Below are 23,927 nucleotides of genomic sequence, written 5' to 3'. Positions count from 1 at the left end.
ATCATGACGGGAATAAGCTTAAGCGTGCTGGATTTGGTACCAAGAATAGGAGAGGTCTCCTATGAAACCGCGCTTCAGGAGGCAGTGGTGCTTGCGTCTTCGGCGGAACAGTGGGGCTATTCGCGTTATTGGGCAGCTGAGCATCATGATCTGGAGAATCTGTCCTGTGCCTCACCGGAGCTGCTCCTCGCACATATCGGAGCGAAGACTAACCGGATCCGGCTGGGGACAGGCGCTCTGCTCTTGCCTCACTATAGCCCGCTGAAGGTCGCGGAGAGCTTCCGCCTGCTGGCTGCTTTGAATCCGGGACGCATTGATCTCGGGATCGGTCGCGCGCCTGGCGGCTCAGCCCATGCTTCGATGGCGCTTAGCGGTAACTTTCTGCAGAATGTCGCAGATATGCCGAAGAAGATGCGGGCTTTGATTAAGCTTCTGGATGACCGATATGTCTATGAAGAACAGCTGGTTCAGGCCAGACCTTTTCCACAGATCCAGCCGGAGTTATGGATGCTGGGCACGAACAGCAAGAGTGCAGGTTTTGCTGCCGAGTATGGCACAGGTTATGTCTTTGGGCAGTTTATGAGCGAACGTGACGGTGCCGAGGTGCTGAAAACGTACCGTGAGAGCTTTCATCCTTCTGCTCTGCTGGACAAGCCGCGCATGATGGTGGCGATTGGGGTTATTTGTGCCGAGACGGAGCAGGAGGCAGAGCATCTGCTGCGGGCAGCTAAGCTGCCGGGACCAGAACGGAGCGGGCCGGGAGAACAAGAAGTACGTGGTGAACCACAAAACCGGCTTGTATACGGCACACCGGAGCAGGTAAGGGAGCGGCTCGCTATGTTTGCAGGCGTCTATGAATGCGATGAATTCCTTGTATTTACCCCTGTTCAGGATTATCGGAAGCGGCTTGATTCTTACCGAATGCTTGCCTCCTGCTGTTTAGGAGTGAATAATATATAGCTCATTTGGCCTTGGAAAGGAACAGGTTATTCATGAAAGAACATGTACAACAGGACTTGGCGGACGGTCACATGGTTTATCTCTATACGTATGCCAGCCATGAGACGGAAGCGGAGCTTTGCAGTATGGAGATGCGGGCATTATTTGGCAGCAGCGAGGAATACCGGAAGGAATCACTGCTGCTAAGTCAACAGGATATCGATCCCGACCGCAGTCCGTTCCTGTCTCTGCGTATGGATGTGCTGCTTAGCGGAAACTCAGTGGAAGAGCTTGCGGAGCACGCAAGCTTGAGACAGCTTGTTGAGGACAAAAAAACTTTCAAAGTGATATTTATCAAATCAGGTGATCCTTATCCTTATGAGGATCAGAGAGCATTTGAACGGCTCGTCGGAAGCCGGATTCAGGGAAGGGCTGATATGAGGAAGCCGGATATTACGCTAGGGCTGATCTCTATACAGGGGACCTGGCTGCTAGGCATATGTCACTATCCGCAGCGGACATGGCACTCGCATATCCATAAACCGCAGAACTATTCCACGGGCCTCAGCGCCGCCACAGCCAGAACGCTGGTTAATATTATGGCGCCGGATACAGAAGGTTTACGGGCGGTGGACCCTTGCTGCGGGATGGGCAATGTGCTGATTGAAGCCTTGTCCATGGGGCTGGACATCCGGGGAAGAGATATCAATCCTCTTGCCATCCGCGGAGCAAGAACGAATCTGGAGCACTACGGTTATCCTGTGGAGCTGGTTACGCTGGGGGATATGAATGAACTGGATGGTCCGTTCGATGCTGCGATTTTAGATATGCCCTACAATCTCTGCTCGGTATTGCCAACGGAAGAGCAGAAGCGTATGCTGGCGAGCCTTCATCGTCTGGCGCCGCGGGCGGTGATCGTATCCACTGAAGAAGAGGTACGGAGCCGGATCGAAGAAGCGGGTTACCGCATCAAGGTTGAATGCAAGGTATGGAAGGGTAGCTTTGTACGCCATGTGTGGCTGTGCGAGGCTTAATATAGGAAAGCCCCGGTCTCTTCTAAATGAGAGACTGGGGCTTTTATTATTAATACATCCGTTCGTAATCAACCAGATTGCGCGGCGGCTTTTGCCCTTGGGCGTAGGCTTTAACATTTTCCGTGAAAATATCAACCACCCGCTCGGTGTAACGGTCATTGCTTCCGGCAACATGCGGAGTAATGATCACTTGTTCCATCGTCCACAGCGGATTGTCCGATGGGAGCGGCTCCTGTTCAAATACGTCCAGACCAGCACCGCTGATTTGTCCGCTGTTCAAGGCATCAATTAGCGAGGACGTATCAACCGTCGGCCCGCGGCCGGCATTGATGAAGCATGCGCCTTTTTTGGCTGCCTTCCAGGCTGCGGAGTCAAACATATGATGAGTTTCCTCCGTTAACGGCAGCACATTCACAATGTAATCGCCCTGACCAAGAGCCTCATGCAAGCCATCCATCGTAAACATTTGATCCACGTTCGGCTCCGGTTTATCCGAGCGTCTGACCCCGATAACATGCATGCCGAAAGCCTTGGCCAGTCGGGCAGTTTCGCGGCCGATTTCTCCCACGCCGACGATAACCAATGTTTTGCCGTTTATCTCGCCCAGTGTACTGTGTCCCGGAACGGCCAGATCCGATTTCCAGTTCTTCTGCAGTTGATGGCGGACGGCGATATGCATCTGACGGGAGAAGGAGAGCATCATAGCAAATATGCTTTCCGAAATCGGAATGGCATGCACCCCGCTGGAGTTGGTGATCAGGATGCCCCGATCCCTTAATCGCTCTAAAGGCAGGGTATCCACACCCGCAGACCAAGTCTGCACCCATTTCAGCTTACTATCCTCCTGCAGGGCATGTTCGGCAATCGTTTTCGACCAACCGACGATGATTTCCGCGTTCTTGATCTGCTGTTGGTCGAGCTCCTTCTTATTCTTTACAATCATTTCAAAGCCGGGGGCGGCCTGCTCGATCTGATGAATTTGTTCCGGTGTCAGGGAATGAAGACATACGATCTGTTTCATGCTTAAGCCTCCTCATTCTGTGTTATGTACTTTATTTATTACCTACTAGAATACCAGATTTAAACAGGCCATGAAAAGAAGGGGATCTTTTTATATAAACATTTTATCGCGAAAGGTATGTCTCCAACTTTGGTCTTTACGCTATAATCAGGTTACTTACATATAGATGTGGAGGCTTAGCAAGCGTATGATGCAAAATGCAGGAAAGGCTGCAGGTCAAAATTCGGGTCTGATTCGAAGGTTCATGGCATATTATGGTCCGCATAAAAGACTGTTTATGATCGATTTTGGCTGTGCAGTGGTAGCAGGATTGCTTGAACTCGGATTTCCGGTCGCAGTCCAGTGGGTGGTGGACAAGCTGCTGCCGGATGGAGCATGGGGTACGATTATCGCAGCGGGATGCGGTTTGCTTGCCCTCTATCTGGTCAGCATGGGGCTGCAGTTTATCGTCAGCTACTGGGGGCATAAGCTGGGCATCAATATCGAATCGGATATGCGCCAGCAGGCGTTTAACCATGTGCAGAAGCAGTCATTCAAGTATTTTGACAACACAAAAACAGGGCACTTGATGTCGCGAATGACCAATGATCTTTTTGATATCGGGGAGATGGCCCACCACGGGCCGGAAGATATGTTCATTGCCGTCATGACTTTTCTCGGGGCATTTTGTATCATGTGGACGGTCAACTGGCAGCTTGCCTTAATCACTTTCATCATCATGCCGTTTATCGTATGGCTGATTGTATTTTTTAATCAGAGGCTGAACCATGCATCCTCGGAAATGTTCCGCAATATTGCGGAGCTGAATGCCGGCGTTGAAGATAGCGTTTCCGGGATTCGGGTCGTCAAATCCTTTGGCAACGAAGAGTTTGAAATCGAACGTTTTCGCGTAAGCAATGCCGGTTTCCGTCTTGCCAAGCTGCACTCGTACTTGGTCATGTCTTTTAGTGTCTCGGGGATGTATATGCTGACACGACTGATCTCGCTGATCGTGCTGATCTGCGGCGCCTGGTTTGCTTATCAGAATAAGCTGACTTACGGCGAACTGGTTGCTTTTCTGCTGTACGTCAATATTTTCCTGAAGCCGATCGACAAAATCAATGCCTTGATGGAGAGCTATCCTAAGGGGATGGCAGGCTTCAAACGCTTCTGTGACCTGATGGATACCGACCCTGAAATTAAGGATCAGCCGAATGCGGTGGAAGTGAAGCAGCTTCGCGGTGATATTGAATTCCGTAACGTATCATTCGGCTACGAAAATCACAGACGGATTCTGGAGGATATCAACCTGACGGTTCAAGCCGGTGAAACGGTAGCCCTGGTCGGACCCTCGGGCGCCGGAAAATCAACTCTGTGCAGCCTCATCCCGCGTTTTTACGATGTGGAAGAAGGAGCTATCACGATTGATGGGATGGATATTCGCGAAATGACCCAGCATTCGCTCCGCTCACAGATCGGTATGGTACAGCAGGACGTGTTCCTATTCAGCGGGACGATCCGTGAAAATATCGCCTATGGGGATTTGAATGCGAGCGAAGAGGATCTGCTGGATGCGGTGCAAAAAGCTCATCTGGAATCCCTTGTGGCGTCACTGCCGGACGGGCTTGATACCATTATTGGTGAGCGCGGCCTGAAGTTGTCTGGCGGACAGCGCCAACGACTGGCCATTGCACGCATGTTTCTTAAGAATCCTCCGATATTAATTTTGGATGAAGCGACATCTGCCCTCGATACCGAGACAGAAGCAATTATCCAGGAGGCGCTGGAAATCTTGGCGGTCAACCGGACCACGCTTGTGATCGCGCACAGACTGGCTACCATCCGTAATGCTGATCGGATTATCGTCGTAACGGAAGAGGGAATCGCCGAGCATGGACGCCATGAGGAACTCCTGCAAAGCGGGGGCGTGTATGCAAGACTGCATCAAGCACAATTCGGATAAAAATGATCATTACACAGACCGCAGGAAATTTTTCCTGTGGTCTTATATTTTTGGAGGACATAGGCATTTTTGGGATATACTAAAATGAGGCTATTATATAGAAGGAAAATTTTCGAAAGGGGTATATTTTACATGGATAAGCAAATAAAGGAGCAGCCGCTCCGGCTGTTTATAGCGATAAAATTATCTGAGGATCTAAAGTCCAAGCTGGAGGAATGGAGAGAACATTATCAGCAAGAATTTGCTTTCAAAACATGGACGCACAGGGAGGATTATCATATCACTCTCCAGTTTCTAGGAGATGTGGAACCAGTCCGCGTACCAGCCATTTCGCAAAAGCTTCAGACCATAGCTCACCAATTCCATCCATTTAAACTTAAGTTTGGGAAAGCCGGTATCTTTGGTGTTGGGACCTCCCCAAAAGTGCTTTGGGCTGGAGTAATTGACTACAATCATATGCTCAATCAACTGCAGGAAGCTGTGACTATTGGAATGGAGGAGTTCGGTTTTGTGAAAGAGTCCCGTCCCTATCATCCTCATATCACAATTGCCCGAAAATACACGGGAAATGAGCCTTTTCAATTGGATTCAGTGCCCTCATTACTTCCGCAAACAGCGCTCAAGGGGCAAGAAGAGGGGGAGGCCTTCTGGACTATAAACGAATTTGTACTTTTTTCCACGCATTTGCACGATCGTCCAATGTATGAGATACTAGAATCCTTCCGCATGGAAGATTAGGAGATTGATATTTTCAAGCTTTATTTTTAGTCATATAAAAAATTCCTGCACATAAAACAATAGCTTTTCCCTTTAGCCGTATCCTGTGAACCGTAAAATTGTGCCGTCACGAAGCTGTTGATGTTGTAAAAAAGTACCTATGTTTTTCCGTTTACTCTCGTATTCGCGGATGCAGCAAGTCACCGAAAATTTTTTTTGGGTTTTCAAACCCTCTATTTTCGGTTACATAAGAAGGGAATGTGCCGGAATATAGGAGGAGAAATATGTACACTCTACGACAAAACCGCTGGATGGCTTTGCTTATCGGAGTTCTTCTAGTGTGTTTCTCTGCGATTTGTTTGCTTCTTCAAAATGAACAGGCCAATAAATTGCAGAATAAAAGCAGTATGAATCTGAATCGCTTTGATTCGATTTCTTTAAGCAAGACCGAAGTCAAGGCCGCTAAACCGGCGAATATACAGATTACGTCACAATCATCCCATGACAGACTGCCCCTGCGTTTTCAAAATGTAAATAATTTGAATTCGTGGAAAAATAAATCGAAGGTTATTTTTATTGAAAGTCTTCCTGCGAAATCGCCACAGGCAAAGACGAAGCTGGAAATTGAGCAGCTGAACGCAAAACCGAAGGTGAAAAAAGTGGAGGCGACTCATCAGAAAGAGCTGAATCCTCAGCTTACTCCCCCTAAAAAATTATTCTTCAGCCGGACCAAACTGCTAAGTCCATCGGAACAGGCAAAATCGACCTGGCAGTACAATGTATCCGCTGATGATGTGCTCCTGCTGCAAAGAATTATTATGGCAGAAGCAGAAGGCGAACCGTACCAAGGCAAAGTTGCAGTAGCGAATGTTGTCTTGAATCGGCTGCGGTCAGCCAATTTTCCCAATACCATTAAAAAGGTTATATATCAAAAATATCAGTTCAGTCCTGTGGCTAACGGACGGTTTGATCGCGTGAAGCCGAACCAGGATAGTATTCATGCTGCCAATGAAGCGTTGAACGGCAAGAAGGCGGTGACGGATGATACGTATTATTTTCTTTCCCTTAAGCTGGCAGATGATCTGACGGTACATCATACGCGCACATTTGAGAAGCGGATCGGGAACCACTCTTTTTACAAATAAATTCCAATTAGATATGATAGGGTTAGATTGAGGTTTTTCTTATCAATCCGGTTCATGTTGGGTAATTTATTGTAGGAGGTGCCACATTCATGAAAATTACGTATTACGGCCATTCTTGTGTACTTGTAGAGGCTGAAGGCAGAAGTGTTATTATGGATCCCTTTTTGACGGGAAATCCCGCTTCGGGAGTTTCGCCAAAGGATATTCATGTGGATGCTGTACTGCTGACGCATGGACATGCGGATCATTTTGGAGACTGCATCGAGATTGCCAAGGCGAATGAATGCCCGATTATAGCTGTGTTTGAACTGGCGGAATACTGCCGGAGCCAAGGTGTCCAAACCTATGGCATGAACATCGGCGGGAGCCAATCATTTGACGGTTTTAAAGTAAAATATACGCTGGCCTTTCACAGCTCCTCAGTTTCGGTGGGGGATTCATGGATTTATGCAGGAGAGCCTGGAGGCATTTTGCTGACGATGGGTGGCAAGACCTTCTTCCATGCCGGGGATACAGCGTTGTTCGGTGATATGCGTTTAATTGGTGAAATGAACAAAATTGATGCTGCTGCTCTCCCGATCGGAGATGCGCTGACCATGGGACCGGAGGATGCATTGCTGGCGGCCAAGTGGCTGAACGCGGAAAAGGTGCTGCCGGTACACTACAATACATTTTCGGGCATCCATCAGGATGGACTTCTTTTCTGTGAGCGGCTCAGTCAGGAAGGGATTAAGGGATATCCACTGAAGGCGGGGGAGAGCTTCGAAATCTGAGGCTGCCGAGCAAACACCACTCTCTATCCTGGGCATATACTATGATTGAATAGGCCTACAGGAAAGGCGGGAGCCCCGATGAACTACCGGACAAACGGAAGCGGTACAATCGCCGTTCACCACCTGCAGTATGTTATTCAGGCAGAGTATCGTTCCATGATCAACGCACAGCGCCTACTGCATCTAGCCCCTCCAGAACACCGGATGCATTTCAGCAGGAGTGTGGAATTGAAACAGAAGGAACGCCTCGCAGTCTGGACGCGTTTGTATTATCATTTAACCGCTTGTTATCCGGTGTTCACCAAAGTGGAGCCGCCAAAAGATTATGTGTCAGGACTTAAAGCGTCTGTCTTCGATGCGCTTGATGCCGCCGAACTCTATGCAGAACTGCTGGACCGTGCGCAGGAACCTGAGCTTCAGCGCATACTGCAGCGTGCCATGAATGGGGAGAACCGTTTGGCTGCCCGGCTTAACTTTTTGTATAGCAGCTATATGCTGGAGAATGGTGATTTGGTTAAAAGCAAAGGGCTCATCGGTGTGATAAAAAAACAGCTTCCTCCTTTTTAGGAGGGAGCTGTTTTTGCGAGTTTATAGCCTGCTGCTTCCGGAAGAAGATTGCGGACTCCACTGTCGTAATAATTCGTACACCTGCTGCGCGCAATGAAATGGCTCGCTGCCTGGCTCAGGACTAACCAGAGATTTCAGCCTGCTGTTTTCCACAGACTCATATTCATGAATCAGACGATGATGCCAGCGATCCAGGACAGCAGGGGAGCTGATCATTTCCGCACTTCCAAGCTCCACGAAGTATTGGCCGTTTTCTTCCTCCTGGCCAGGAATCACTTCGTAAAACAGCATCGGGATGCCCTTGGCCAGGCCTTCGGTGCATGTCATGCCTCCGGGCTTGGTAATGAGCAGATCGGAGACATCCATCCATTTATCGATCTGGTTGGTATATCCAAGCAGGTGGATGTTAGGATGATTGAGTACAGGACTGCTTTTCATTTTGTGGAGGAGTTTTTCATTACTGCCTGTGCATAATATCAGCTGTATCTGATCCGCCCAGGATATCAGCAGATTTATCATTTCTTTGTTAAAGGAAACGCCCCAGCCCCCGCTCATGATCAGAACTGTCGGCATGCGTCTAAGTCCAAGCTCTTGAAGCAGCTGTTCCTTGTCCGCTCTTTCCCAGAAATTCGGGTGAACAGGGATGCCGGTCACTTGAATAGATGAGGAAGGAACATTCCGGCGTAACAGCAAGTTTTTGACCCTGGATGTAGACACCAGGTATTGATTAACTTCCTTATTAACCCATGTACCATGGACATCATAATCCGTAATTAGTGTAACGAGCGGCACAGGTATCCCCTGCCTTTTGAGGCGCGAGATCACAGCATTGGGAAAAGGATGCGTACATACGATCAAATCCGGTTTAAGCTGTTTAATGACCTGAGCCGCCTGCGTGTAAAAGAGCCGATGCAAGGCGAGCTTGGTCAGCCGGTTGAGCGATTTATTATATTGCTTGCGGTAGAGCATCCCAACCAGTTTGGGGCTGCTGCTGACCGTCTTACGGTATGCCGACAGGATTAAGGGACCCATCTTCGGATTTAAAAATTTACCGAGCTCGATGACGCGGCATTGAAGATTGGGGTCGAGCCTCTTCATCCCGGCCGCCAGTGCGTATGCTGCTTGCGTATGGCCTGTGCCGAAGCCCTCGGACAGCAGCAGCACTCTCTTTTTCCGCATGTTTTCACCCACTTTTCCTTCCTCTATCTTACAGGAGGATATGGTAAAAATCTATAAACGGCCGTCAATTCTGCAGGATGGAAAACGGGTGTGTGAAAATAAAAGAAAAGATTCTGAAAAAAATGTCTGGGAGGGGTTGCCAGCAGTCTATGAACGTGATAAAGTATGAATTGACCATATGACCGGATTGGAAATCTGGTCATTACGATGAATGAATAATCTAAAGGAAAGGAGGAGAAGGATATGCCTGCGGTAGATCGTCGGAAGCAAATCCTTCAAGCGGCAGCGCAGTCTTTCGCCCTGTTTGGATATAAGGCGACGACGATGGATCAGGTGGCAAAAATTGCGAACGTGGGCAAAGGGACCATCTATACATTTTTCACCAACAAGGAAGAACTGTTTGATGAAATTTTGTACAGCGTGATCGTGGAGATGAAAGGACTTGCCGAGAGTAAAATCAGGCGGGAGCATACTTTTTTTGAGAACCTGTACAGGGTCTTGGACGCTTTGCTGGAATTCAGAGATGACCATGAGCTGTTCATCAAGCTGTCCCAAGAGGTCCGGGATGTCGGTACGCTCAAAGCCAGGGAAGGGATTGCCAAGCTGGAGCGTGTAATTTTGGATTATTTGGAGAGGGAAATCGCCTCTGCGCTTGACCATGGAGAAATCAAACCTTGTGATCCGCAAGTGGTTGCCATTGTCATGTTCAAGCTGTATATTGCTCTGACTTCCGATTTTAATCAGATACGGGAACCACTTGGCAAGGACGAAATTCATCATTATATCCAATTGTTTTTAGCAGATGGTCTGGCGGAGTCTTCCTGAAGCAGCATACACATCAAAATAGCGGGGCAGACCATGCTTCCAAGTACGAGCAGCCTAAGTAGGCGGCCGGAAAAGGAAGTTTTTATTAGCTCTGAAGTGACCAATTGATCAAAACGGTCATTTAGTATTGAGAAACAATAGAGAATATAAGGAGAGAAACATTCATGAAGTCAATATCTGTATTTTTCAAGGATATGGCTGCGACGGTCCGCAACCGGAAGCTGCTTATTTCCATGGTAGCTGTGCTCTGTATTCCGGTTATGTATGCCGGATTATTCCTGACAGCCTTCTGGGATCCTTACGGTAAAATGGATCAATTGCCAGTGGCGGTTGTCAATACGGACACCGGTGCAGAGTATGGAGACCAGTCGCTGCATGTTGGGGAAGAGCTTATTGATGAGCTAAAGAAAAGCGATGATTTTGCTTGGAAGTTTGTAAGCCGCGAGGAAGCGGAGAAGGGGATGGAGGAAGACAAGTATTATATGACGATTGTCATTCCTGAAGACTTTTCATCCAAAGCCGCGACAGTACTGGATGAGCATCCGCAGCCTTCCGAAATCATCTTCGAACCGAATGAAGGGTATAACTTCCTGGCTTCGCAAATCGGCGGAACAGCCGTAAAAGAAATCAGAACAAAGGTATCCGAGAAAGTAACCGAAGCTTATTCCAAGACATTGTTCGATCAAATCAAAACCGTATCAGATGGCCTCGGTGAAGCAGGCAGCGGGGCATCCGACATTTCAGACGGAGCTGTAAAGCTTGATGAAGGAGCTGCCAAGCTGAAAGAGAATTTGAGCAAAATGGTGGCAGGCACGGTTAAGCTTCAGGAAGGTATTCAGCCACTTTCTAATGGAGCAGGTGACCTGCAAAAAGGCGCCTTGAGCCTGAAGGAAGGTTCATCGACATTGGCAAGTGGTCTGGGTCAGCTGAGTTCAGCACATAAGCAGCTGGAAGATGGCGTTGTCTCCGCGCATCAGGGATCCGTACAATTAAAAGACGGACTGACCGCGTCTGAAGCCGGCAGTGCAAAATTGAAAGCGGGACTGCAATCCGCAGTAGACGGCAGCAGCAAGCTTCAAGCCGGGTTGGCATCGACAATGGATGGCAGCGGCAAGCTTCAGGATGGGCTGAAGCAATCGGAAGCAGGCAGCGCCAAGCTGGCCGAAAGCATGAAAACCGCAGAAGCTGGCGGGGCTCAAGTGGCATCGGGTGCCCAAGGCGTGGCACAGGGCTTGCAGCAGTTAGCTCAGTCAAGTCCGGAGCTTGCTCAAAACCCGGCAGTGCAAAAGCTGATCGCGGCAAGCCAGGCAGTAGCCAAAGGCAGCGAACAGCTGCATCAAGGGCAGCAGCAGCTCAGCGAAGGAGCTTCGCAGCTGCATAAGTCTCAACAGCAGCTTTCTGGCGGAGCCTCCAGTCTCCATGATGGATTGCAGCAGCTATCCGGTGGCGCGACCCAGCTCAGCCAAGGAGCAACGCAGCTGACAACAGGTGTGGATCAGCTGCATCAAGGACAGCAGCAGTTGCTTCAAGGAGCAGCCCAGCTCGAAGCAGGTCAATCCAAGCTGGAAGACGGAATGAAGCTGTTCGGCACGAAGCTGGCCGACGCGGCTAACGGCAGCAAGCAATTATCCAGCGGCGCAGCCCAAATCGCCGATGGTTCAGGCAAGCTGAAGGGCGGTATGAGCCAGCTCGGCAGCGGCGTATCTGTCTTAGCGGATGGATCGAAGCAGCTTGATACCGGGGCTGGCCAATTGACAGAAGGACTCGGCAAGCTGAAAGACGGTTCCGGAGAGCTGGCCTCTAAGCTGAATGAAGCAGCCAAGAAAACGGGTGAAGTTAAAGCCGGTGACGAGAACTTCCAAATGTTTGCGGAACCTGTTCATATCCAAGAGAATAAGTTCTCCAATGTACCGAATTATGGAACAGGTTTTGCGCCGTACTTCCTGTCTCTAGGGTTGTTTGTGGGTGCCTTGATTAGTACCATTGTTATTCCAATGAGAGATACATCTGTGATGGGTGCTTCCGGCTTCAACCGGTTCATCAGCCGGACATTCTCTTTCGTATTGATGAGTGTGCTTCAATCTTTATTGTCTGCTCTCGTCATCTTGTACGGATTGAAGCTTGATGTACAGAGCGTTCCGCTATTCTATCTCTTTACATTTATCACGAGCTTGTCCTTTATGTTTATGATTCAAGCCATTGTTACCTGGCTGGATCAGCCTGGACGTTTTGTTGTCATCGTACTTTTGATCTTCCAATTGACAACCAGTGCAGGTACCTTCCCGCTGGAGCTGATTCCAGACTGGATGAAGAGCCTCAATCCGCTTCTGCCAATGACATACAGTGTCAAAGGCTTCAAAGCGGTTATATCTACCGGCGATTTCTCATTGATGTGGCAGCAAGCTGCTGTACTCGGCGCCGTGGGCATTGTATTCCTGGCCCTGACGCTCGTATACTTCTCCATGAAATCGCATAAAGGCATTCTTGATCAGCAGCAAGCACCGAGCGTGTCCGCATAATAGACACAAAGGTGAAAAAAGGGTTATCCCAAGCCATAGTGGCTTCGGGATAACCCTTTTATTTATCTGTTGAAAAATAAATCAATTGTATTTCTTCTACTATTAAATAAGGAAATAAAATAAGGAAAAATAAGCCATAGCAATGAATATTTATTCACTTAATGTATTATTTAATTGATCTTACTTTAATACGGCAGTGCAAACCAATATTTATCAGGATCATAAAAACTTTAAATTGCGCAGACCCAGAGGGCAATGTTAAAATAATAAAACCAATTCTTGTTGAATAAATATCGATGATTAAGATGAATAACCTTTCCCCCATAACAACGAGGTTGTCCGCTGTTGTATGTTTACCCCATTCCCCAATTATAGTCACTGTTTTGTTCTTGTAGCCAATGTCGTCTCGCCCAGGGTTGTGTTTGTCGTACCCGGAATTAAGTCATTATTCATTCTGAAGATAGAAAGGTTGCTTTCCATGAGACATACGGTACTTCCCCCTAAACAGGGACTTTATGATCCGCAATTTGAAAAAGATGCTTGCGGCATGGGGTTTGTTGCTCATATCAAGGGCCGGGCTTCCCATGAAATTGTCAGTCAGGCGTTGACGATGCTGGAAAATATGGAACATCGCGGCGGCCAAGGCAGTGAGCCTAATTCCGGTGACGGAGCCGGTATTATGCTGCAGATTCCACATCGTTTTTTTGCCGAAGAGGCACTAAAGCTCGGATTTGAACTTCCTGAGCCGGGTCAATACGGAGCAGGCATGCTGTTCCTTTCCCATGATGAGGCCGTTCGTGAGGCTCATGAGAGCCGGCTGATTCAGATTATTAAGGAAGAAGGCCAGACCTTCCTCGGTTTCCGGGAAGTGCCGACCTATGATGAAATGCTGGGCAAATCGGCGAAGGAAGCGAAGCCGTACGTGCGCCAGGTATTTATTGCTCGCAGCAGCGACCTGAAAGAAGATCTTGATTTCGAACGCAAGCTGTACATCATCCGCAGACGCGTCGAACTCGATATCCGGTATGGTGGAATGCCGGAAGGGGATACCTTCTATATTTCAAGCTTATCCTGCCGGAAAATTGTATACAAAGGCATGCTGACCACGGTACAGGTGGGCCAATTCTATCTGGATCTGCAAAACGAAACGGTGGAGACTGCGATCGCGCTGGTTCACTCCCGTTTCAGTACGAACACGTTCCCAAGCTGGGAGCGAGCTCATCCATACCGTTTCATGATTCATAACGGCGAGATCAATACGCTGCGCGGTAATGTGAACTGGATGCACGCCCGCCAATCCCTGTTTAAGAGTGATGTCTTCGGTGCTGATCTGAACAAAGTGAAGCCGGTTATTAATCCGGACGGCTCAGATACCGCGATGTTTGACAATACCTTTGAATTTTTGTACCTGAGCGGACGTTCCCTTCCTCATGTGGCCATGATGATGGTGCCTGAACCGTGGAACAACGACGAAGGTATGGGAGAAACCAAAAAGGCATTTTATGAATACCACAGCACGCTGATGGAGCCTTGGGACGGACCTGCCGCTATGGCGTTTACGGATGGCGTGCAGATCGGAGCAATCCTTGACCGTAATGGTCTTCGACCTTCCCGTTACTATGTGACCAAGGACGACTTGATTATTCTGTCTTCCGAAGCGGGTGTCCTTGACATTGCTCCTGAAAATATACTGTACAAGGATCGTCTGCGCCCAGGCAAAATGCTGCTTGTCGATACCAAGGAAGGACGCATTATTTCCGATGAGGAAGTGAAAGCATTGATTGCTTCCGAACAGCCATACCGTGAATGGCTTGACGAGCATCTGGTCAATCTGGATGAGCTGCCGGATGCGCCTGAGCTTCCGAATCCGAAGCATGACAATGTAACACAGCTTCAGTTGGCCTTTGGCTATACATTCGAAGAGCTGCGCAAGGTATTGGAGCCGATGGCCTCCACCGGTATGGAAGCACTCGCCTCGATGGGCTATGATGCTCCGCTGGCTGTGCTGTCCGATAAGCCTCAACGGCTGTACAATTACTTTAAGCAAATGTTTGCTCAGGTAACGAACCCGCCGATTGATGCGATTCGTGAAGAAATCATTACGGCGACGGGGACAACCATTGGACCGGAGCGCAATCTGCTGCATCCGGAGCCGGAAAGCTGCCGCCAGATCCGTTTGGATACGCCGATTCTGTCTAATGAGGATTTTGCAAAAATCCGTCATGTGCACCGTCCTGGCTTCAAGTCTATGACGATCCCAATCTTCTTTACGGCAGCTGACGGGGCCGAAGGCCTGCGTCAGGCGCTCGATGGACTTTGCCAAGCGGCTGACCGGGTCATCCGCAAGGGTCATAACATCCTGATTCTGTCCGACCGCGGCGTGGACCGTGAAAATGCAGCCATACCAGCGCTGCTGGCCGTTTCCTGCCTGCATCATCACCTGATTCGTCAAGAGACGCGCACGAAGGTGAGCATCCTGCTCGAATCCGGTGAACCGCGTGAAGTGCATCACTACGCGCTGCTGCTTGGTTATGGTGTCAGTGCGGTCAACCCGTATCTGGCCTTTGAAACGCTGGACGACATGATCCGTCAAGGATTGCTGCGCGGCGTAACGCATGAGAAAGCTGTGAAAAATTATATTAAAGCCTCGACCAAGAGCGTGGTTAAAATACTTTCCAAAATGGGTATTTCTACAATTCAATCCTACCGCGGGGCTCAAATCTTTGAAGCGGTTGGCTTGAAAGAGGAATTCGTAGAGCAATACTTTACACGCACGCCTTCACGTATCGGCGGTATCGGTCTGGAGGAAGTAACGGCTGAAGCGCTTGCCCATCATAACCGTGCTTTTACAGAAAAAGACGGAAACGACAAGGTACTGGATTCCGGTGGTGAATATCAGTGGCGTAAGGACGGAGAAGAGCATCTGTTCAACCCGCAAACCATTCACTTACTGCAGCAAGCAGTCCGTACTGGAGACTACAAGGTTTATAAGAAATACTCCAAGCTGGTGCAGGGTGAGAATGAGCAGAAGATGACCATCCGCTCGCTGCTGAAGCTGAAGCCGGTTGGACCTGCGGTATCTATTGATGAGGTTGAGCCCATCGACTCCATCATGCGCCGTTTCAAAACAGGCGCGATGTCCTTCGGTTCGATCAGTAAAGAAGCGCATGAGAGCTTGGCGATTGCCATGAACCGCATCGGTGGCAAGAGCAACACCGGTGAAGGGGGAGAGAATCCTGAACGTTACATTCCGGATGCGAATGGTGATTCCCGCCGCAGCGCGATCAAGCAGGTTGCATCAGGCCGGTTTGGCGTAACATCCAACTACCTGGTGAATGCCGATGAAATCCAGATCAAGATGGCTCAAGGTGCGAAGCCAGGCGAAGGCGGCCAGCTGCCAGGACGCAAGGTGTACCCTTGGGTTGCCGAGGTCCGCGGTTCCACGCCGGGTGTCGGTCTGATTTCACCGCCGCCGCATCATGATATCTATTCCATCGAGGATTTGGCGGAATTGATTTATGATCTGAAGAATGCGAATCCACGTGCGAACATTAACGTGAAGCTGGTATCCGAGGTTGGTGTGGGCACGATTGCCGCAGGCGTAGCCAAAGGCAGAGCCGACATTATCCTGGTGAGCGGCTATGATGGCGGCACCGGCGCTTCGCCGCAAAGCTCAATCCGCCATGCAGGTATGCCGTGGGAGCTGGGTCTTGCGGAAACGCATCAGACGTTGATTCTGAACAATCTGCGTGACCGTGTCGTGCTGGAGACGGACGGTAAAATGCTGAACGGCCGCGATCTGGCCGTGGCAGCGCTGCTCGGAGCAGAAGAATATGGCTTCTCTACGGCACCGCTGATTGCCCTTGGCTGCATCATGATGCGTGTATGTCAGATGGATACTTGTCCGGTGGGCGTCGCAACCCAGAATCCGGAACTGCGCAAGCATTTCATGGGGGACCCGGCGCATGTCGTGAACTTCATGAGATTTGTGGCTGAGGATCTGCGTGAGTGGATGGCTGAGCTCGGATTCCGCACCATCCAGGAAATGATCGGGCGCACCGACTGCCTGGATGCCGATGTGGTGAACACGCACTGGAAGAAGCAGGGCATCGACCTGTCCGCACTGCTGCATATCCCGGAAATGCCGGAAGGAAGCACACGCTTCAACAGTAAAACTCAAAATCATGGTCTGGAAGAAACACTGGATATTCGTCATCTGCTTGATTTGGCTGCCCCTGCTCTTGAGAGCGGAGCCGCTGTTCAGGGCACGCTACCGATTACCAATGTAGACCGGGCAGTAGGCACGATTCTAGGCAGCGAGGTAACACGGAAATATGGAGCAGCAGGACTTTCGGCAGATACCATTACCTTTACGTTTACAGGTACCGCTGGCCAGAGCTTCGGGGCATTCGTTCCGAAAGGAATGACGCTGACGGTTGTAGGCGATGCCAATGACTATACAGGCAAGGGGCTTTCCGGCGGGAAGCTGATTGTGAAGCCATCGGAAAAATCAACCTTTAAGGCAGAGGAAAATATAATTATCGGTAATACTGCATTCTACGGTGCAACAAGCGGAGAGGCCTACATCAACGGGATTGCCGGTGAACGCTTTGCAGTCCGTAACTCCGGTGCCTCGGTTGTCGTTGAAGGCGTTGGCGACCATGGTTGTGAATATATGACAGGCGGTCGCGTGGTTGTGCTTGGCGGCACAGGACGCAACTTTGCTGCCGGGATGTCCGGTGGTATCGCCTATGTATATGATCCGGAGAACACCTTCATTCAGCGCTGCAATCTGGAAATGGTGCTGCTAGAGCGGGTGGAAGAAGCTGAAGAGGCAGAAGAACTGAAAGAGCTGATTCAGAAGCATGTGTCCACTACTGGAAGCGCGATGGGGCAGAAGGTTCTGGAGGACTGGGGTCAGAGCCTGCAGCAATTCGTAAGGGTTATTCCGAAGGATTACAAACGAATGATTCAGCATATCCGCAAGGTACAAGAAAAAGGACTGACCGGAGAAGCGGCTCTGCTGGCCGCGTTTGAAGCCAACATGCGTGAGCTGGCCAGAGCTGGCAGTCATTAAGTCATAAATTTTACATGAACATGCAGGCTTGACCAAAAATGGGTTTGCGATTTTAACTCCTTATGGAGACTGAAATCGCAGGCCCATTTTTTTCGACAAAAATAGAACCGGATTTATAAGACAAACTTTCCATCAGACGACAGCATCATAAAAGCACTTGAGATATAATAAAAAAGTCCTATCCGTCCAGGTTCTAAATGACCTGTTTTAGGGTAATCAATACAGCATTCTGATCTTATATTGTTAAATTGATGAGTGGAGCGAGGGGTATCTTCGATGAGTGATGAGAAGGAATTTGGTACCGAGGCCCGGTCCAATGGTGAGCTTCCGGCGCAAAAACAATTGGATATCCTGAAAGTGCTGGAACAATGCGGGATACACCCCGAAAGCTGGCATAACTACATCAAACAACAGGATCAATAGAAATAAATAGAAGTAATCGACGTACGTTCAAAGAATCCATTCCTTATTTAGCGGAAGTTAAAAATACCTCAGCAGCTCTAATGCTGTGAGGTATTTTTCTGTTTATTTCATGGAACGCTCCATACGTACAAAAGCAATAAACCGTTTAGCTTCTTCCTCTGTAAGACTGCGTCCGTCTACCATTAGATTAAACCGCTCCAGCAGATCCCCGTCAGAAAGCTCCAATTGATCTACAAAATCACGAACTTCCTGATCCATAACCCGGTTGGATTGGTTCGTACGGCCAATCAGATAGTCTATGGTTACTTCGAATTTATCGGCAAGCTTGGTGAGAATCTCAAAATCAGGTTTGCGGCGGTTCTTTTCATAGTGGGAGAGTGCGGCTCTCGTGATGCCGATCGATTGGGCTAATTCTTCCTGAGTCCATCCTCGTTGATCCCGCAATTCTGCGATGCGATTATCATGATTCATGAATAAACCTCCTCCAATTGCCTGCATGGTTGCTCAGCAAAAGTAACGAATTGTATCAAATATAGGTCTATATGTTTAAAAAGGGATTGACTTGTTACAGTTTGTATCGTAAAGTGAACATGTAATCGATACTATTTGTATCTATGGTAAACAATATGTATCAATAAACAGTGTAGTTCAATATTCATACTTTTATACCATAAGGCAGGGTCGAAGCAATGAATATGTTGACGGCATACGGCATACATCTGCAAATGTACATATCCATTTATCAAATTGGTGAAACTTCCATCGTTTTAAATCGTTCCCGTCCGGTCGTTCTATGGGAAATTGAATCCAGGATGCTCATATTCATCAGTGATTTGAATTTCCCGCTTGTGCCTGAAATACGGCTCTGCTTCGATATCATCTGTGAGGGCCAGCCCATATGCCGGACTTATGGCAAACTGCTCTGGAAAGAAGACAGCCTGACGGAGGCCAAGCAATATGGGGTTCTCCTTGAGCCCGAAGAGCACGGGGAGGTGAACATAGCAAAAAAAATAACCCGCTCCGTAATGGGCGGCGGCAGAGTCAGCATTCAAAAGTATGATTTTTACATGGAATTCTTGAATGATAAAGGCAGCGGGCAAGTTTTTGATGTCTTTACGTAGGATTTTCACTCAAATCCTGTAATTAAAAAGTGCAGTGCATGGGATAAAGTCATTTTACTATATTTATCAAAGGGCTGCATAGTGCTTTTGCCGGAGGTTTTGCAAAATAGCCGTATAAATCGGGAATAGGAATCTATTAAGCGAGGGATGGATCTTGAGCAGTGTGAATATTTATGATAAACAAGCCGTTTTGGACGAACTAAAGCTCCCCCGAAAAATTCTTCTAATTAATACCACTGCCCTGTAGGATCCTCATGAACAGTATAAATCCGTTAAAAAATACCCTGGAAGCCGGCCGTCAGTTTGAAGCAATTCCGCTGTTTGAAATGAAGAACCGAAATTTATTTTTGATTAGTAAACGAATTCAGGATGTATGCTTTTCCCTTCTCGGGCTTTTGCTGTTGTCGCCGCTGCTGCTCTTGATTGCATTCCTGATTAAGGCTGAAGATCCTAAAGGCGCCGTTATTTTTGCTCAAACGCGGGTTGGAAAGAACGGAAAGGTATTTAAAATGTATAAATTCCGCTCTATGGTCAGTGATGCCGAGACGATGCTTGGGAAGCTGATGGATCAGAATGAGATAAGCGGAGCCATGTTTAAGATGAGAAATGACCCAAGGATTACCCGTGTGGGGCGGTTTATCCGAAAAACAAGCCTGGATGAGCTCCCTCAGCTGCTGAATGTGCTCATGGGGAATATGAGTCTGGTGGGACCAAGACCCCCGCTGCCAAGGGAGGTTGACGACTATACCTCATATGACATGATGAGACTTCTTGTCGTGCCTGGCTGCACGGGGCTGTGGCAAATCAGCGGCAGAAATCATGTGGGATTTCAGGAAATGGTGGAGCTCGATCTCGAATACATACGCAATCAATCCCTTATGAAGGATATCATTATTATGTTCAAAACCGTTAAGGTACTTTTCGGAGCGGATAATGCCTACTGACCACAAGTTTTCCTTTGTTTTCAGCAAAGCTTGAACAGAAAGGTGGAAAATCTGATTCATGAAAAAATGGGTTGTAATCCTCACGTCTGCTTTTGTTGTCGTCGTACTGGGCGTGGCCGGTTATGCAGCATATATTTATCAATCCGTGAAAACCACGGCCCATCAGATCTATGAAAGCAGGGATGCTGCAGTTCAGCCGAAGCCAGTCAGCAAGGAGGGGAATTCATCTCCGAATACGGCAGTGACTAGCACTGGCAAGGATGCGAGCGTACAGCCCAGCTCTGTCAAGACAACCGTGCAGCCCATCAATCTGGAGGAGAAGAAGCCTTTTACTGTGCTGGTCCTGGGTGTCGATCAGCGGGAAAATGATAGGGGTCGTTCAGATTCGATGATCTTCCTGACTGTCAATCCAGCGAAGCAGAGTATTCTCATGTTCAACATCCCGAGGGATACACGGACGGAGATTGTCGGACATGGCACCGTGGATAAAATCAATCATGCCTATGCGTTCGGTGGCGTGAGCATGTCGGTCAAAACCGTCGAGCATTTTCTTGATTATCCCGTGAACTACTATATCAAAGTGAATATGGAAGGCTTCGCCCATTTGATTGATTCTATGGGAGGCGTGGAGGTAAACAATCCCTTTTCCTTCTATTATGAAGGGCATCAGTTTGATCAGGGGGATCTGAATTTGAATGGGGAAGAAGCGCTGCTCTATTCCCGGATGCGTTACGATGATCCGCGCGGCGACATGGGCAGAAATACAAGACAGCGGCAAATCTTGAATCAGGTGATTAAAAACTCGTTGAAAATTACGAATGTGGTCAAGATAGAGTCGCTTCTGAGCGATGTGGGAGACAGTGTTAAGACGGATATTACCTTTGATGATATGAAGGCCTTTCTTACAAATTACCGTACAGATCTGAAGGAGATTGAACAGGTTGAGATTAGCGGTGAAGGAGAAAGAATCAAGGGAATCTGGTACTACTCCGTCAGTGATAAGGAACGCAGCAGAATCCATAATCTGATTAAAGAGCATTTGCAATAGAAAAAAAGTCAAACCCTGAACCGTCCTGGACGACCAATCCATGGAGGTTCAGGGTTTTTCGTACAGAATATCTTGACATCAATCCATGATTGTTGTAGATTTCTGTTAATGATACAAATCGTAACTTTTATAAGCTGAATGATACACTTTGCGTTTGTTTCATACCAAAGGAGAGGAAGTTGGTTCTGATGAACGATCAGCAGTATGTCTATTGCTTGTGCTGTGAGAGAAAGGTGCCTGTGTCGGATACAATGGTTATTTTCCGGACGGGATATTATCGTACCATTGTTCCTTTGGGATATTGTAAAAATTGTTATACGCAGGGGGAAAAAGAGACGAGATTCCAGTATATGGAGCATATGCCAAAAGGATATGATACAATGAGGCGATAACCAAGCGAAAAGGAGTGAAGTGAATGCAGCATGAACCAGTGGTTCGGCTGGAGGGTGTGACGAAGAAGGTCTCTTCCAAGACATTGGTAGAAGATGTTACGCTCGACATTCCGCCCGGACAGGTATTTGGATTCCTTGGACCCAACGGTGCCGGGAAAACAACGACGATTCGGATGATGGTCGGTTTGACCTCAATCAGTCAGGGAGATATCAAAATTTGCGGATACAGCATTAAGGAGCATTTCGAGGCGGCGGTTTCCAATGTCGGGGCCATTGTCGAAAATCCGGAGATGTACAAGTTTTTGACAGGATATCAGAATTTGCGCCATTTTGCCCGCATGATGACCGGCATTACTGAGGCCAGAATTCAAGAAGTGGTCGGACTTGTAGGACTGAATAACCGGATTCACGACAAGGTGAAGACCTACTCACTTGGGATGAGACAGCGTTTGGGGGTAGCCCAGGCCATTCTTCACCGGCCGAAGCTGCTAATTCTGGACGAGCCTACGAATGGACTGGATCCGCAAGGGATCAGGGAGCTTCGCGATTATCTGCGCCTTTTATGCCATGAAGAAGGGACTACCGTTTTCGTCTCCAGCCACTTGCTGTCCGAAATGGAACTGATGTGCGACAGTGTGGCGATTATACAAAATGGCCGACTGATTGATGTGCGCTCGCTCAAAGACCGCAGTGTGGATGGTCAATCGGCAGCGATAGAAACAGGGTTCCTCGTGGATGAGCCCAATAAGGCGCTCTCGATCCTTGAAGGCGCTGGCATCCAAGGCAGCATGATCACCTTAAAGCTTACCCGGGACGAGATCGCCGAGATAAATGCCAGACTGGTGCAGGCAGGAATCAAGGTGTATGGCATACATACCGTTACCCGTTCACTGGAAGAACAGTTCCTGGAAATGACGGGGGGTGACCAAATTGGGTAATTTTTTCAGTCTCGTACAAAATGAAAATATGAAAATCTACCGGCGCGTCCGGACTTGGGTGATGCTTGGGATTCTCGTCGTCGTTAATCTGGTGATTCCGTTGCTGTTTTCGATGGTGGACTCTGAAGGGGCAACCTCTATTTGGGACAGCGTAATCCTCAGCTCAACCTTTACGTTTTTCCTGTGTACGATCTTTTCGGTGATTATTGCAGCCGATTCCGTGGCAGGCGAATTTTCCTGGGGAACCATCAAGCTGCTTCTGATCAGACCGTGGAGTCGTTCCAAAATTCTGCTGTCCAAATATATATCGGTTATCCTGTTCAGTCTGCTCTGCACATTACTGCTTACAGGGGTCTCGCTTCTGGTTTCCAGTCTCTTATTCTCCGGCAGCGTGGATAGCAATATGTTCACGTCAGGGAAAAGCGGACTTGTCTTCACGCTTCAATATATTCTATGCGACTATGTCAATTTGTTTATTACGGTCGCGATTGCCTTTATGCTGTCAACGGTATTTCGTGCCGGAGGCCTCGCGATCGGACTTGCGCTGTTCATCATGTTTACCAAAGGGATTTTTATGACTCTGTTCAGTCCTGAGCGTTATACATGGGCCAAGTACTTGATTTTTACGCATATGGACCTCACGAGTTATCTGCAGTCGGATGTGGGACCAGGAGGAATTACGCTGGGCTTCTCACTTGCTGTGCTTGCTGTGTACTATATCGTTTTTATGGCGATCTCCTGGTATGTCTTCAAGAAAAGGGATGTCGCTGCATAAGACGCTGATGGTTCCAAAAAAGCCCACCGTGGAACGGAGTGTGTTTGATTCTGCACACCCCGCTGCGGCGGGCTTTTTTCTATGCAAAATAAAGTTCCCGGCAGCATGGGGCAAAATGGTCAGCCTGCTTCCGTTTCCAAAAGATGCACATCAACAGCCGGCAATGCTTCCGCTTGTTCATCCTTCTTCGGCTCCATTTTGCTGGAACCATTGAGAATACCACCCTCGGCAATCACGAGGGAAGAGGCGGCGAGCACGTCTCCGAACATCTGGCCGGTCGGGGTGATCGTCAGCTTGCCTTCCGCCTGCACATCTCCATAGACTTTTCCTGCAATAACGACTTCCCTGGCGCTGATATCGGAGCGGGCAACAGCATGCTCCCCGATCGTGACGCAGGCGCGGCTTTCAATGACTCCGTTGAATTTGCCCTCAATACGCACATTAGCCTCACAGGCGAGAGCTCCTTCAACCTCGGTTCCTCTTCCGATTAGGGAATCGGTAGGCATAAACGCATTTTTGGATGCTTTGGATCTGCTCAACATAGGACC

At 48.6% G+C, this 23,927-nt stretch carries 20 protein-coding genes; 16 read left to right on the top strand and 4 right to left on the bottom strand.

Going from position 1 to position 23,927, the window contains the following annotated elements:
* Positions 1-3 precede the first annotated feature (3 nt).
* Both KJS65_RS23545 and KJS65_RS23540 read left to right on the top strand, forming a co-directional pair.
* Positions 4-960: an MsnO8 family LLM class oxidoreductase gene (locus KJS65_RS23545; protein WP_213652267.1), complete on the top strand. Its 957-nt coding sequence runs from the start codon at positions 4-6 to the stop codon at positions 958-960.
* Between the two features lie 32 nt (positions 961-992).
* Positions 993-1,973 (top strand): TRM11 family SAM-dependent methyltransferase, encoded by a 981-nt coding sequence (locus KJS65_RS23540; protein WP_213652266.1) that lies wholly within the window; start codon positions 993-995, stop codon positions 1,971-1,973.
* 49 nt (positions 1,974-2,022) lie between these two features.
* On the opposite strand, the gene KJS65_RS23535 is transcribed toward KJS65_RS23540, so the two are convergent.
* The gene (locus KJS65_RS23535; RefSeq protein WP_213652265.1) at positions 2,023-2,994 is read right to left on the bottom strand and encodes a D-2-hydroxyacid dehydrogenase; all 972 of its coding nucleotides are present in this window, start codon (positions 2,992-2,994) and stop codon (positions 2,023-2,025) included.
* Between the two features lie 187 nt (positions 2,995-3,181).
* On the opposite strand from KJS65_RS23535, the gene KJS65_RS23530 reads away from it, so the two are divergent.
* The 5 genes from KJS65_RS23530 (at position 3,182) to KJS65_RS23510 (ending at position 8,138) form a co-directional block, all read left to right on the top strand.
* Positions 3,182-4,936: an ABC transporter ATP-binding protein gene (locus tag KJS65_RS23530; protein ID WP_374706211.1), complete on the top strand. Its 1,755-nt coding sequence runs from the start codon at positions 3,182-3,184 to the stop codon at positions 4,934-4,936.
* Positions 4,937-5,005: 69 nt separating this feature from the next.
* Positions 5,006-5,674, top strand: coding sequence for an RNA 2',3'-cyclic phosphodiesterase (gene thpR, locus KJS65_RS23525; RefSeq protein ID WP_213652264.1), 669 nt, complete (start codon positions 5,006-5,008; stop codon positions 5,672-5,674).
* Between the two features lie 263 nt (positions 5,675-5,937).
* Positions 5,938-6,798 carry a cell wall hydrolase gene (locus tag KJS65_RS23520; protein WP_213652263.1) on the top strand — a complete coding sequence of 287 codons (861 nt, stop codon included), beginning with the start codon at positions 5,938-5,940 and terminating at the stop codon, positions 6,796-6,798.
* Positions 6,799-6,887: 89 nt separating this feature from the next.
* A complete protein-coding gene (locus KJS65_RS23515) occupies positions 6,888-7,571 on the top strand; it encodes a metal-dependent hydrolase (RefSeq protein WP_213652262.1) in 684 nt (227 codons plus the stop codon).
* A 78-nt stretch (positions 7,572-7,649) separates the two neighbouring features.
* The gene (locus KJS65_RS23510; RefSeq protein ID WP_213652261.1) at positions 7,650-8,138 is read left to right on the top strand and encodes a ferritin-like domain-containing protein; all 489 of its coding nucleotides are present in this window, start codon (positions 7,650-7,652) and stop codon (positions 8,136-8,138) included.
* Positions 8,139-8,159: 21 nt separating this feature from the next.
* On the opposite strand, the gene KJS65_RS23505 is transcribed toward KJS65_RS23510, so the two are convergent.
* Positions 8,160-9,317 (bottom strand): MGDG synthase family glycosyltransferase, encoded by a 1,158-nt coding sequence (locus tag KJS65_RS23505; protein ID WP_213652260.1) that lies wholly within the window; start codon positions 9,315-9,317, stop codon positions 8,160-8,162.
* A gap of 243 nt (positions 9,318-9,560) precedes the next feature.
* Here KJS65_RS23505 and KJS65_RS23500 point away from each other — a divergent pair, with 243 nt between their 5' ends.
* The 4 genes from KJS65_RS23500 to KJS65_RS23485 all read left to right on the top strand — a co-directional run bounded on the left by KJS65_RS23500 (position 9,561) and on the right by KJS65_RS23485 (position 18,161).
* On the top strand, positions 9,561-10,142 hold the full coding sequence (locus KJS65_RS23500) for a TetR/AcrR family transcriptional regulator (RefSeq protein WP_213652259.1): 582 nt from the start codon (positions 9,561-9,563) through the stop codon (positions 10,140-10,142).
* A gap of 164 nt (positions 10,143-10,306) precedes the next feature.
* Positions 10,307-12,661, top strand: a complete 2,355-nt coding sequence (locus KJS65_RS23495; protein WP_213652258.1) for a YhgE/Pip domain-containing protein — start codon at positions 10,307-10,309, stop codon at positions 12,659-12,661.
* Positions 12,662-13,139: 478 nt separating this feature from the next.
* Complete coding sequence (gltB, locus tag KJS65_RS23490) at positions 13,140-17,738, top strand: glutamate synthase large subunit (RefSeq protein ID WP_213652257.1); 4,599 nt, start codon at positions 13,140-13,142, stop codon at positions 17,736-17,738.
* A gap of 276 nt (positions 17,739-18,014) precedes the next feature.
* A complete protein-coding gene (locus KJS65_RS23485) occupies positions 18,015-18,161 on the top strand; it encodes a hypothetical protein (protein ID WP_213652256.1) in 147 nt (48 codons plus the stop codon).
* A gap of 102 nt (positions 18,162-18,263) precedes the next feature.
* Here KJS65_RS23485 and KJS65_RS23480 read toward each other — a convergent pair whose 3' ends face one another.
* Complete coding sequence (locus KJS65_RS23480) at positions 18,264-18,632, bottom strand: helix-turn-helix domain-containing protein (RefSeq protein ID WP_136603696.1); 369 nt, start codon at positions 18,630-18,632, stop codon at positions 18,264-18,266.
* A gap of 218 nt (positions 18,633-18,850) precedes the next feature.
* Here KJS65_RS23480 and KJS65_RS23475 point away from each other — a divergent pair, with 218 nt between their 5' ends.
* From KJS65_RS23475 to KJS65_RS23455, 5 genes are all read left to right on the top strand, one after another.
* The gene (locus KJS65_RS23475; protein WP_213652255.1) at positions 18,851-19,282 is read left to right on the top strand and encodes a hypothetical protein; all 432 of its coding nucleotides are present in this window, start codon (positions 18,851-18,853) and stop codon (positions 19,280-19,282) included.
* 326 nt (positions 19,283-19,608) lie between these two features.
* On the top strand, positions 19,609-20,226 hold the full coding sequence (locus KJS65_RS23470) for a sugar transferase (protein WP_244864771.1): 618 nt from the start codon (positions 19,609-19,611) through the stop codon (positions 20,224-20,226).
* Positions 20,227-20,284: 58 nt separating this feature from the next.
* The gene (locus tag KJS65_RS23465; protein ID WP_213652253.1) at positions 20,285-21,274 is read left to right on the top strand and encodes an LCP family glycopolymer transferase; all 990 of its coding nucleotides are present in this window, start codon (positions 20,285-20,287) and stop codon (positions 21,272-21,274) included.
* A gap of 415 nt (positions 21,275-21,689) precedes the next feature.
* A complete protein-coding gene (locus KJS65_RS23460; protein WP_213652252.1) occupies positions 21,690-22,604 on the top strand; it encodes an ABC transporter ATP-binding protein in 915 nt (304 codons plus the stop codon).
* Complete coding sequence (locus tag KJS65_RS23455; protein ID WP_213652251.1) at positions 22,597-23,379, top strand: ABC transporter permease; 783 nt, start codon at positions 22,597-22,599, stop codon at positions 23,377-23,379. The genes KJS65_RS23460 and KJS65_RS23455 overlap by 8 nt, the downstream gene beginning before the upstream one ends.
* Positions 23,380-23,498: 119 nt before the next feature.
* On the opposite strand, the gene KJS65_RS23450 is transcribed toward KJS65_RS23455, so the two are convergent.
* Positions 23,499-23,921, bottom strand: a complete 423-nt coding sequence (locus KJS65_RS23450; protein ID WP_213652250.1) for a bactofilin family protein — start codon at positions 23,919-23,921, stop codon at positions 23,499-23,501.
* Positions 23,922-23,927: the final 6 nt, after the last annotated feature.

The sequence above is a fragment of the Paenibacillus sp. J23TS9 genome, assembly GCF_018403225.1.
In the GTDB taxonomy this organism is placed as follows: Bacteria; Bacillota; Bacilli; order Paenibacillales; family Paenibacillaceae; genus Paenibacillus_AQ.
Note: the sequence above shows the minus strand (reverse complement) of the source record. Positions and strands in the feature narration are given on the sequence as shown.